Origin of the sequence: Fluviicola taffensis DSM 16823, assembly GCF_000194605.1 — a bacterium.
Classification (GTDB): Bacteria; Bacteroidota; Bacteroidia; order Flavobacteriales_D; family Crocinitomicaceae; genus Fluviicola; species Fluviicola taffensis.
Genome location: NC_015321.1, coordinates 1,111,407 through 1,123,318 on the forward strand (window position 1 = coordinate 1,111,407; position 11,912 = coordinate 1,123,318).

Annotated in this window: 9 protein-coding genes; 5 read left to right on the forward strand and 4 right to left on the reverse strand. The window is 37.0% G+C overall.

Annotation, left to right across the window (positions count from 1 at the left end; genetic code table 11):
* Window positions 1–160: 160 nt before the first annotated feature.
* The 4 genes from FLUTA_RS20545 to FLUTA_RS04940 all read left to right on the forward strand — a co-directional run bounded on the left by FLUTA_RS20545 (window position 161) and on the right by FLUTA_RS04940 (window position 6,299).
* Complete coding sequence (locus tag FLUTA_RS20545; protein ID WP_013685757.1) at window positions 161–3,916, forward strand: LamG-like jellyroll fold domain-containing protein; 3,756 nt, start codon at window positions 161–163, stop codon at window positions 3,914–3,916.
* 157 nt (window positions 3,917–4,073) lie between these two features.
* A complete protein-coding gene (locus tag FLUTA_RS04935; RefSeq protein ID WP_013685758.1) occupies window positions 4,074–5,078 on the forward strand; it encodes a LamG-like jellyroll fold domain-containing protein in 1,005 nt (334 codons plus the stop codon).
* Window positions 5,079–5,089: 11 nt separating this feature from the next.
* Complete coding sequence (locus FLUTA_RS21920; RefSeq protein ID WP_013685759.1) at window positions 5,090–5,221, forward strand: hypothetical protein; 132 nt, start codon at window positions 5,090–5,092, stop codon at window positions 5,219–5,221.
* A gap of 10 nt (window positions 5,222–5,231) precedes the next feature.
* Window positions 5,232–6,299, forward strand: coding sequence for a LamG-like jellyroll fold domain-containing protein (locus tag FLUTA_RS04940; RefSeq protein WP_013685760.1), 1,068 nt, complete (start codon window positions 5,232–5,234; stop codon window positions 6,297–6,299).
* 367 nt (window positions 6,300–6,666) lie between these two features.
* On the opposite strand, the gene FLUTA_RS04945 is transcribed toward FLUTA_RS04940, so the two are convergent.
* Together FLUTA_RS04945 and FLUTA_RS04950 are read right to left on the reverse strand one after the other, a co-directional pair.
* Window positions 6,667–6,987: a hypothetical protein gene (locus FLUTA_RS04945; protein ID WP_013685761.1), complete on the reverse strand. Its 321-nt coding sequence runs from the start codon at window positions 6,985–6,987 to the stop codon at window positions 6,667–6,669.
* Between the two features lie 26 nt (window positions 6,988–7,013).
* A complete protein-coding gene (locus FLUTA_RS04950) occupies window positions 7,014–7,355 on the reverse strand; it encodes a hypothetical protein (RefSeq protein WP_013685762.1) in 342 nt (113 codons plus the stop codon).
* A gap of 225 nt (window positions 7,356–7,580) precedes the next feature.
* Between FLUTA_RS04950 and FLUTA_RS04955 the strand changes: the two genes are divergently transcribed.
* Entirely contained in the window at window positions 7,581–8,768 is a 1,188-nt protein-coding gene (locus FLUTA_RS04955) for a hypothetical protein (protein ID WP_013685763.1), read from the forward strand.
* A gap of 15 nt (window positions 8,769–8,783) precedes the next feature.
* On the opposite strand, the gene FLUTA_RS04960 is transcribed toward FLUTA_RS04955, so the two are convergent.
* On the reverse strand, window positions 8,784–9,509 hold the full coding sequence (locus FLUTA_RS04960; protein ID WP_013685764.1) for a LytR/AlgR family response regulator transcription factor: 726 nt from the start codon (window positions 9,507–9,509) through the stop codon (window positions 8,784–8,786).
* A gap of 10 nt (window positions 9,510–9,519) precedes the next feature.
* A complete protein-coding gene (locus tag FLUTA_RS04965) occupies window positions 9,520–11,856 on the reverse strand; it encodes a tetratricopeptide repeat-containing sensor histidine kinase (protein ID WP_043023644.1) in 2,337 nt (778 codons plus the stop codon).
* Window positions 11,857–11,912 lie beyond the last annotated feature (56 nt).

Consider the following 11,912-nt stretch of genomic DNA (forward strand, 5'->3'; position numbering starts at 1 on the left):
CATCCTTTTTTGTTTTCAGTACCGCCACATTTCATTCACACTAGTTATTTAACGCTTATCAAGGAATCAACTTCTGTTCACAAGGTTTATTCGGTTAGGTTAGTAACAACACCCTTTCTTTGATCTTGATTTAAGATAATAACCAATGAATTAATGATTTATGATAAATACAATCACACAACTTAAACTTATTTCGATTTTACATTTGAATCGGAAAAATGAAGCCCTTACCTTTGGAAAAAGGATAGCACTTTTATGTCTTGGCATTTTTTCAGCATGTATCACATTTGCTCAACCAGGAGAATATTTTAAATTTGATGGAGGAAATGATTATGCTTATAATACAGCTCCAGTTAACATTCCAATTGGAAATTCAAGCTACACCATAGAAGCTTGGATAAATCCAACATATCTTTCAAACAATGGAATCATCGGTTGGGGGAACTATGGTGTTGCGAATCAGTGTAACGCCCTGAAAGTAACGAATACCGGAATAACGAATTATTGGTGGGGCGGCGGAGTCAATGATTTATCAGTTAATTACACTTTTACCGCTGGTGTTTGGTATCACGTAGCTGCTACTTATGATGGAAGCACAAAAAGGATCTACATAAACGGCGCATTAGTTGGATCCAATGTTCCAACAGTAAATTCTCATGCGGTTCCTAATGCAAACAACTTTAAAATCGGATCAACAAACGCATCCTTTCCCGAACCTTTTAATGGCGGAATTGATGAAGTAAGAATTTGGAACACAGCTCAATCAGAAGCAAATATTGCTAGAAGAAGATTTTGTGAATTAGCTGGTAATGAAGTGGGCTTAGTTGCTTATTACCAATTCAATCAAGGAACTGCTGGGGCTAATAATTCTTCAATAACTGGTTTAATTAATTCTGTCAATACATCAAATAATACTTGCTTTTTTAGTGGAGTAACATTAGTAGGTTCAAACTCAAACTTCTTGGCGGGTTCGCCTGTTACAAGTGGTTCAGTAGTACCTTCAACACCACCTATATTACCAAGTAATCAACCAAACGTTTTGAATACTGTAGCAGATTTAACTCCTGCTCCAAGTAGTACTGTAAAATGGTATGATGTCGCAATTGGAGGAACCGCATTAGCAAGTTCAACCATTCTAACTTGTGGTTCAACATATTATGCAGCAACAGTCAATGCGAATGGATGTGAAAGCGAACGTGTTTTATTTAAGCATATTCCAATGAATACACCATTAAACACACAAGTGTGTAGTGGAGCTTCAACTTCTGCTACTTTTTCAAGTTCATGTCCTCAAGTTTTTTATACTTGGACCAATGACAATCCATCAATTGGATTAGGTTCAAGTGGAACAGGTTCAATACCGTTATTCCCTTCAACGAACACAACAGGAAGTCCATTAATAGCGAACATTACTGTAACACCTAAAATTGCAGGAACACCTGTCACAGAAATATTTAACATTCCAGGTACCGAGCAAGTTTGGACAGTTCCAGAAAATGTATATTCTGTCAACATAGAAGCCAGAGGTGGTCAAGGAGCTGGAAATACACAATCCCCTATTTCTGTTGTGAAAGGTGATTTAGCTGTTACTCCAGGACAATTATTAAGAATATATACTGGAGGAGCTGGTTGGATAGCTCCAATTGGATATAACGGTGGAGCCTCTGGAATGAATTTTGGTGGTGGAGCTTCGGACGTTCGTGTTGGAGGAAATGCACTTTCAAACAGAGTTATCGTAGCAGGAGGAACAGGCGGACAAAATAAAATCAATATTAATGAAGATGGTGGAAATGGAACGCAAAGCGCAGGTGGTGCGGCAGGCAGCAGTAATTATGGAGGAGGAAACCCTGGATTATTAGGAATTGGTGGTACTTCTTCTTATGGCGGCGGTGGCGGTGGCGGTTACTACGGTGGCGGTGGCGGTGCTGGTTACCCCAACATAGGAAATGTCGGTGCTGGCGGAAACGGCTCAAACTATGTAGGAGGTGTGACAAATAGTGTTATAACTTCAGTAAACAATTCAGGTAACGGATCGGTAGCAATTACATATACTCCAGTTAGTCAAGGAAATCCAAAAACATTTTCAATTACGGTTAACCCTACTACAAGTGTTTCAATTACGTCTTCAGATGCCGATAATACAATTTGCCCAGGTAGCACCGTAATATTTACCGCAACAGGTGTTAACGGAGGTGTAACACCAACTTATACGTGGAATTTGAATGGAAATCCAATTGCTGGTTCGTCTGGTTCTACTTTTATGACGAGTTCATTGTCAAATAACGATGTCATTTCTTGTACATACGTTTCCAATGCCACCAATTGTGCTGGCACAGTGACTTCAAATTCAATTACAACAACTGTATTAACGCCTTCACCAGCAGGTATTTCAGTTACTTCATCTGATTTAGACAATATCATTTGTGAAGGTACTAGCGTTACATTTACAGCAACTCCAACCAATGGAGGATCAGCGCCAACTTATAAATGGTTTAAAAATTCTGTTGAAATTGCTGGAGAAACTGCAGCAACATTTACTACTTCATCATTAGTAAACAATGATGTCATTAGTTGTGAATTAACTTCCAACTCACCTTGCGTTTTCGGTTCATCAGTGGTTACCTCATCAAGTATTACAACGGTTGTAAATCCTGTATTAACTGCAAATGCAACTTTAACATCATCGGATGCAGACAATTTTATTTGTTCGGGAACAAGTGTTACTTTCACAATAACTCCAACTGCTTCAGGTTCGGCTCCAACTTATATTTGGTATAAAAACGGAAATGTAATTCCAGGGCAAACAACAACAACTTATACCACCAATTCTTTGGTAAACAACGATGAGATTTACATTGAAATGGAATCTAATTATTCTTGTTTAAGTGGTTCTGCATTGGTTGCAACAACAGGAATTACAACTGCGGTTTCTTCAATGGTTGCTCCTAGTGTATTGATATATTCTGATGATCAAGATAATATCATTTGTGAAGGTGGAACAAGTGTAACGTTTACTGCTCAGGTAACTAACGAAGGTTCTTCTCCAATATTCAAATGGTTTAAAAATGGTATTCAATTAGTTGGAGAAACAGCTATAACTTATACAACGACAACACTTGCAAACAATGATGTAATCACGTGTGAATTAACTTCAAACGCACAATGTATCAATGGCTCTTCCGTTGTTCTATCCCCAGGAATTACTGTTTCAATCATTCCTTATACGTCCATTTCAGGGTACATCACTTCCGCTGATGCAGACAACGTGATTTGCAACGGAACCAATGTTGTTTTAACAGCAAATCCTGTTGGAAACGGACCGTTTACTTTCCAATGGCAGCAAAATGGTGCAAATGTGACAATGCCATTAGGCTTGGCAACTTACACTGCTTTCGGTATAAATAACGGAGATGTTTTTACAGCAATCATTACTTCCAATTATGCTTGCATTACAGGAAATTCATCGATTACAACTGCTGGAATCACAATGACTGTTACAGATGAATCAGTCACCTATTCAACAACAGTAATTGACACAACTGCTGCTTCCTACACTTGGACCAATGGAACAGTTTATACGTCATCAGGATCATACACTCAAACTTTAGTAAACGCAACTGGTTGTGATTCTATTGCAACATTGAATCTTACATTAAACGTGATTGGTTTAAACGAATTATCAAACTCAACCATTCAAGTATATCCTAACCCAGCTCACGACAAAGTGAACGTAACTTTCGAAGGAACGTCAACAATATCGATCGACTTAATGGACATCAATGGAAAATTGATTGCAACAACACCTAACGTACAATCAGGTGATGCGCTTTCAATTGAAAACCTTGAAAACGGTGTTTACATGATCCTCATTCGAACAGAAAAAGGAAACGCTATTCAACGATTGATCAAACAATAAGAATAAGTAATATCTATAGAAAAGGCTGATTCATCGATGCATGGTCAGCCTTTTTTTATGATAAAATTACCATTCACAAGTTTTGGCTACTGCTTCACAAGGTAAAATTGGAGTTGGCAAAAAGAGCCTATTACTTTGATTCATAAAATTAAAATCTATGAAAAGAAAACTTTACTTTATCGCGGCGCTTGCGTCTATGAGCTTAACAAACAGTTTTGCACAGTATCCAACCAATGGTTTGGTTGAATACTACAGTTTCAACAATACATTGGACGCAGAAATTGGTCCAGCAGAGCATGATTTTGCCGCAGGCGTACTATCCAATTACACAAGTGAAATCTACAACGGTTCGAGTCATCAAGTTTACTCAAAAGTGAGCGGTGACAACGTATTAATGACCAATGACAATATCTCAAATTTTCCTACAGGTAATACTGATTTTACCATTTGTTTTTGGTTGAAGTTAAATGAAAACTCTACTGCAAGTATTTTCAACTATATAGGTAGTGCTACACCAGGAAACGGTGGGCCAAATTCAACAGGTGTTGATATGGATGGGATTTACATGTCTTTTGACAATAATTCACTCGTTATTGGGACTATAAATACAGGAACATTTATTGATGCATCTTTGAACTATGCTTATAACAGTAATTGGCATCACATCACCTTAGCGCATACTGCAGGAAACACAAGTGTATTCCTTGACGGAGTAGGCATAGGAACAAACCCATCAGCTGTTTTTAACATCGTCAATCATCCAAATGCAACTCTCAGAATCGGTCAATCACCTGGTCAAAGTGATTATGGTCGTTTTAATATTGATGAGTTTTTAATTTACAATAGATATTTAACTACAACAGAAATTACTACCGTAATGAACAGCAATTCACTTGCTACAAATGTTGGAATAGAAGAGAATGATTCAAATAATTTAATTTCAACTTATCCAAATCCTACATCTGGAATTTTGAATATCGAAGTAAAAGATGCAACGAATTTAACTTATAGTCTTTACAGTTCTGACAATCGCGAGGTATTATCTGGCGAATTGAATGCTAGTCAAAACACCATTAATATTCAAGATTTGGCTGCTGGAACATATTTCTTAAGAACAACTATCAATGGAACAGTGGTAACTAAGAAAATTTCAAAACAATAATTTTGATTTCTATGAAAACGGCTGACTCCATTGATTTGGGTCAGCCGTTTTTTTTTGATAAAAACACCATTCACAAGTTTTGGTTACTGCTTCACAAGGTAAAATTGGAGTTGGTAAAAAGAGCCTATTTCTTTGCTTCATAAAATAAAATCTATGAAAAGAAAACTTTACTTATTGAGTGCAATTGTTTTGACAAGTGTTAGTTCAACATTTGCACAGTATCCAACAAATGGACTTATTGGTTATTATCCATTCAATGCAAATATCGAGGATGCATCGTCAAACAACATTGACATGACGAGCCCAACAGCACCTGGATATTTCTCAGACAGATTCAATGCTCCAAACAGTTGTTATGAAAGCTCTTCAGGCGCAAGAATTCCTAATGTTCAAAATTCAGCAAATATTAGTTTTTCTCTTTGGGTACATCCTTTAAATATTAATGATTATTACCCAGCAATTTTTTCACGCGCTCTTTATCTTTTCAATGGATCAAGTAATATTGGAAAAGTGGGGAATTATTTGTTGTATTTAGAACCTTCAACGCTTACTAATCAATTTGGCGTATGGATGGAATGTCATCAAGGAATAGGAGGTCCAAATTCAACAACTTATGAATATTTTGGATATCCTCAAGCAATTGATGTTGCAGAATGGTCACATATTGCTGTTACAATTCAAGGTACAGATGCAAAAATGTACATCAATGGTACACTGACTGCTTCAATGACTTTAGCTACCTCAATGGTTGCAGTAACTGCAAATGATCCAAACACAGGAGTTGATCAAATCAATGACTTGGTTTTAGGAAAATCAAAACAAATTGAGGTGAATTCTGGATCATACAGTGATTATCTTAATTTCTCTGGTTTCATTGACGATATCTTCATCTATGATCGCGCATTGTCTGCTGCAGAAGTAACAACATTGTATACTTTACCTCAAAACCCAACACCAGTAGGAACAGCTTCAATAAATGAGCAGACAGCTAACTTGGTTAACGTATATCCAAATCCAACAGCTGACTTTATGCAAGTTGAGTTAACAGCTGAAAACGAAAGTGCGTACAGCATTTACAGCGCAGACAATCGTGAAGTTATGAATGGAACTTTGTCAACTGGTAATAACAGCATTGATGTTCAAACTTTGGCAGCTCGCACTTACTTTTTGAAAACAACAATCAACGGTTCTGTTGTAACAAAGAAAATCACAAAACAATAAGACGTTTTAACCACAAAAACACGTCGCTAAACTTTCAATAAATAGTGGTAGGTAAAAGCCCATTTGTCAGCAGATAAATGGGCTTTTTAATTGTTTGCCAAAACTAAAATAGTAAGCTTCAAATCAACTCCTTTTTTACAACCGAAGCAAGAATACTCTTTCAACATTTAATTGCTTCAACGTTCATTTTAAACCATTAAAAATCGACTATCATCGTATGACTAACTAGGTTTAAAATTGTAACGACTTCATTGATTTTTAAGAGCACAAAAAACGGCTATCAAAATCAATTGATAGCCGTTTTATCTTTATTTACTGTTAGTTCTATGTTTCTCTGAATCTCAGTATACTATAAAAACAGATGAATTTACAATTTCACTCGTGTGTTGTTATCAGAAGCAGATACTGTCATTATAACTTTACCTCCTTCTTTGTACTTAACAACAGCACCAGAATTGAACTTGTAAGATGTGATCATTTTACCACCAATTCGACCTGTTCCTGGGTAACCAGAATTTTTATCAAATACCAAATAAATATCCTCACTTGTTGTGTTTTGGAATTCAATTTTGATATCGTCTCCTGTTGATTTTACCGTTTTTGAACTCGCTTCATTAGAAGACATTGTAAAACTCATTGCTGTTCCTGTTGCAATGATCAATGCCATTGCGTAAACTACTTTTTTCATGTGTATTAAATTTAAGGATTAAAAAACTATTTAAATTCAGGTGCTTTGCTATCTCTTACGGCAATCAATTCGCTCATCAACAATGTTTTGCCTTGCATACTTGCATCAAGCGTAAACAACAATTTACTATACATGTAAACTTTTCCTTCAGTTGCGGTAATTTCATATGGATCTGAAGAACTTCCAATGTATTTGTATTCACCTCCTGCAAAATTCAAATCATGTGTATCCTTTGTATCGTTTTTGATTTGAAAGGTGACTTTCTGAGTGCTTTTATTGGTTGTTGTAGCTGTTTTCTGTTCTTGAGAAAAAGCAACACTTGATAAAGATGTAAAAGCTATTAAAATAAGATAAACTGTTTTTTTCATAATTCTTGTATTGTTTATAAAACAAGAATACTCGGAAAAAAGCATGCAATCAAAAATTACTTGTGAACTGTCAAATAAAAATTGTCAACTGCATTTCTACTTGATTACACACCTCTTTACACCACATTCTTCATGAAAAAATCAACTCACAAGGTATTTCCTACTTTTCCATGGTTTAATTGTTATTCGTTGGAAATAAGTTATCTATTTGCAAAAAAAATAATCATGAACACTTCTAAAACTTTTGCATTTTTTGTGTTAATTACGATTCCCTTTTTAGTTAAAAGTCAGGAATATGATCCTTTTACACCTTACTCGTTTATCAAAAACGACACGAATAAAACCATTCTATTTTCTTGTGTGAGTTTTAAAGAAGGTAATGCTTCTGCAATTCGATATAATTTCCGTGATCCAGTGGTTATGAAACAACAGAATGTTGCAACCAGAGGTAGTTATGATCGTCAGGATGAATATCATTTATTAGGTTGGCGTTCTGAAACTGTATTTAGTTATACGAATGTAGAGTGTGATGCCAATGGCGTAGCACCAAATATAAACGTAACAGGATATAAAGACATCGACGTAAAACATTTTGATGTCCGCGACTTTTATTCCGATGATGCACATATTATTTGGCGATGGGATCGAGATGCAACGCTTTACTACAAGTTGACATTGTACTCTTGGGTTCCTGGAGGTGATCATGTATATGAAGATGGTAAACCATACAATTCAAACGATATGTGTCGCATTTGCAAAGCTTATAAAGAAAGAAATTCAGAAACGGGAGAAGTGGAAATGGTGACCAATGAAAGCCGGTACGAAAATGCTGATGGAAAAGTGATCTTTTATTTTGAAACCAAAGAGATGGCTGCAGAATTGATCAGTAAAATCAAGAAGTATGGTAAAGCAACTGATCCATATAAGGGAGATGTAAACCCATTCGTTTTTACTTTAGATCATAAAACAGGAAAAACAATTACACTAAAAAAAGAAGACATTACTTTTCACAATGATACCTATACCGATTTTACTTTTGTCAATGATCAAAAACTTTGGATTGTAACCATTGACAGCACCCTTGATAGCCAAATGGAAATTAAAATCCCAAAAACAACCATTCGAAGTATTCCAATTGAGTTTATTGACAAAGGTGACTTTGAAGAGCATTATGTTACTGATAGGGGAAATATGGTGGAAATTCGCTTCATATCAACAAATGATGGGGTAGTTGACACCTATTCATTTGGTGAATTCAGACGTGGTATTTGCAGAGCCAATATTGGAAAAATAGACAAAGCAAATGGTTATTCCGGGGCAAACAGTGTGTTGTTCTACTTGAAAGATTACTCGGCAATGGAAGAACTCTTGAAAAAACTTGGGAAAACATCTATTCCAATGGAGAAATTATAATCTAAAAACAACGATTTATCGCAAGAACAACTCCAAATCTTTTTTCTTATCCCTTGAAATAGGCAGAATTGTTTTATCCTTCATTGTTGCTTCTAATTGATTGATCTGTTGAATATGCAAGGTATTCATGATGTAAGACCGATGTGCTTTGAAGAAATGATCTTGTGAAAGCAAGGAATCATATTCTTTCAAGGGTTTGGAAACAACAATCCGCTTTCGGTTCAACAAATGAAATTCGGTATATACATTGTCTGCTTTCAGGTATAGCACATCTTCCAACAGCACCGGATATTGACCTTCGTGATTGCGTAAGATGATTTTTTCGATTTTTTCCACTTTGGACATTTGCTCCAACAATTCCAATTGCTCCGTAGTAACAATCCCTTTTTTCAGTACTCTCGAAACAGCTTCTACAAAGCGATCTTCCTTGAGTGGTTTTAACAAATAATCAATGGCGCATAACGAAAAGGCCTCCAAAGCAAAACCACTGTAGGCAGTTGTGAAAATGATTTCAAAATTCAATTCTTCTTTGCTCAGGTATTTTCCGATATCAATGCCCAATTCGCCGTTGAGCTGCACATCCAAAAACACAAAATCAACCGCATGCTGTTTCAAAAATGCCGCCGCATCACTTATTTTATCAAAATCCGCCAGACAAGTAAATTCCGGAAAATGCTTGTTCACATAACTTTGAACCACATTTACCGCCTGAGGTTCATCTTCAATGATGATATATTTCATAAGCTCTTCGTTAATAAGTATCCTGAGGAATGACTAAAATAATCAAAGTCCCCAAAGAATTTCCATGCTCGTCTTCTTTATCGAGAATTTCCTGCGTAATTGCCAGACCGTAACTTTCATTCAACAATTCAATTCGGGTCATATTTGCTTCCGTACTGAACGAACTTCCTTTACGAGGTTTCATGGAACCGATTTTACCCGCTGCTTCTCTGCCTATCCCGTCGTCTTCAATTTCGATCCGCAGGGTATTCTCTTCCGAAACAAACCGAAGCGTGATCAATCCACCGTTTTCTTTGTTTGCCAATCCGTGTTTGACCGAATTTTCCACGATGGGCTGAACAATCATCGGGGGCAAAAACAAATCATATAACCGCAAATCCGCCGAGTATTCAATCTCATAACGGATTTTCGGCATGCGCATACATTCCAGTTTCAGGTATGATTCGAGTAATTCCAGTTCGTCGTACAATGCAATTTCGTTGGTGCGCGAGCTTTCCAAAACAGAGCGGCTCAATTCACTGAACAAACCGATTGATTCACTCGCCTTTTGCTGTTCACCTGTTAGAACATATCCTTGAATCGAATTCAATGCATTGTAGAAAAAATGCGGGTTCATCTGACTTTTTATGGCTTTTATCTCACTCTCGGAAGCACGTTGCTTTTGTTCAAAGATCAGCTCTGCATCCGCCATTTTTTGTGCTAGAAGTTCAGTCTTTTTGCGTTGTTTGAATCGGATAAAAAGGAAAAGAGCTACTAATCCGATAAAAAGGAATCCCACCACAAAGACCACGAGATATAAGTTCTTTCTTTCAGATTGTAAACTAACCAACTCATTTTTTTGTTTCAACAAATCGATTTGTGCCTCTCTCACCTGCTGCTGAATTTTAAAATCGGCCTTTACGACCTTGGTTTTATTTTCCAGGTTAAACACCTTGTTGGACATCCGGTGCTCCAACTGCCCCATTTCAAAAGCCAGTTTGAAATTTTTCTGGGCCTGAAATATTTTTTTCAAAGTCGTTGCGATGCTCATCACTGTTTCCGGCTGGTCTTCGATTGAACCTAGTAAAGCATAACTTTTGGTTCCATGGAATACGGCTTGCTGCAGGTTGTTTTCGTTGAGGTAAATGGCAGCCAATTGATTGTGTGTTTCACAAATCATCTGCTCATCATCCAGTTCTTCAGACAATACAAGGGACTCCAGGTAGTTTTTTTTGGATGCTTCCCGATACTTTTGAGCACTTTCCGGATTCGTTGATTTTTTTGCCAGGGTTGCCTGATGCAGTTGAAACATCGCATATTTGTAAAGTGCATAGGCGTGTACCTCTTTCAGCTGACTTCTTTTGGTGATATCCAGTGCTTTCAGCAAATACGCTTCGATACGGTCCAGCAATTTTGCTTTTTCGGAAGCTGTTTTGGCCCGTTCCACTTGTTTCAGGTAAACATTCGAAAGGTTGATATACGAATGCGAAATTTCTTCTTTGACATTCATTTTCCGAGCCAAATACAAGGACTTCTTCAAGTACTCTTCCGCTTTATCCAGCTCATCGAACTTGTTGTACAAAGTCCCCAAATGCCGGTATGCTGCCAGTTCATTGTCCCGGGAATGACTTTTTTTTGAATACTTCAGCGATAACAGCCCGCATTCAATGGATTTGGAAATATTTCCATGCTCACATTCTTCTACGGCTAACAAATAATAGTCGTGGCTCAATACACCGTATCGTTTGTGTTTTTTCGCCACCGCAATGCTTTTCAACAGATAATAACGGGCTTCTTCATTCCGTTCGAACAGACCTAATGAATAACTCAGATTGGCCGTAAGCGTGGAAATCTGTTCCGGGTCATTGATTTTCTCAGCAAATTCGAGCGCTTTTTTGGCGTAATTGATTAAGCCATCATAATCCCCTATTATTTCATAATAATTAGCCAAACTACTATACAAGTACACACAAGCCTGGTTCAAGTGGTTCTTTTCGGCAATTTTTATGGTTTTTTTCAGTAGTGGATAAGCCTTTTTAGCTTCACCCTGGCTCATGAGCAGGTAGGCCTGATTATTTTTTGCGATGCAATACGTTTCTTGGTAAAAAAAACGGCCTTTCTTTGAAAGTTGTTTGCTTTTCAGCTTCCGGGACACGATGGAGATCAATTCATCATTGAATTTCGGCCAAACCCGGTCATCCGGTTCCATCTCAATGCGCTGTTTCAACAATTCGCAACGGATAGAATCTTTTTGAAGGTGATTTTTCAGTGCCCATTCCACCTTCTGAATCGTATTTCCAGCCAAACAGTTTGTTGCACATACATGCATGAAGAATAAGCAGATGAATAGATGAAGGGTTCTCATCATAGGGTTAACCGGTATTTGAGTTCGACGAAGGCAAATGTAATTCAATCTACAAGGCT

Coding starts and splice junctions, on each gene's coding strand:
- FLUTA_RS21920 (WP_013685759.1), top strand. CDS start 5,090: ATGAAAACGGCTGACTCCATTGATTTGGGTCAGCCGTTTTTTTTTGAT.
- FLUTA_RS04955 (WP_013685763.1), top strand. CDS start 7,581: ATGAACACTTCTAAAACTTTTGCATTTTTTGTGTTAATTACGATTCCC.
- FLUTA_RS04940 (WP_013685760.1), top strand. CDS start 5,232: ATGAAAAGAAAACTTTACTTATTGAGTGCAATTGTTTTGACAAGTGTT.
- FLUTA_RS04945 (WP_013685761.1), bottom strand. CDS start 6,987: ATGAAAAAAGTAGTTTACGCAATGGCATTGATCATTGCAACAGGAACA.
- FLUTA_RS04965 (WP_043023644.1), bottom strand. CDS start 11,856: ATGATGAGAACCCTTCATCTATTCATCTGCTTATTCTTCATGCATGTA.
- FLUTA_RS04960 (WP_013685764.1), bottom strand. CDS start 9,509: ATGAAATATATCATCATTGAAGATGAACCTCAGGCGGTAAATGTGGTT.
- FLUTA_RS04950 (WP_013685762.1), bottom strand. CDS start 7,355: ATGAAAAAAACAGTTTATCTTATTTTAATAGCTTTTACATCTTTATCA.
- FLUTA_RS20545 (WP_013685757.1), top strand. CDS start 161: ATGATAAATACAATCACACAACTTAAACTTATTTCGATTTTACATTTG.
- FLUTA_RS04935 (WP_013685758.1), top strand. CDS start 4,074: ATGAAAAGAAAACTTTACTTTATCGCGGCGCTTGCGTCTATGAGCTTA.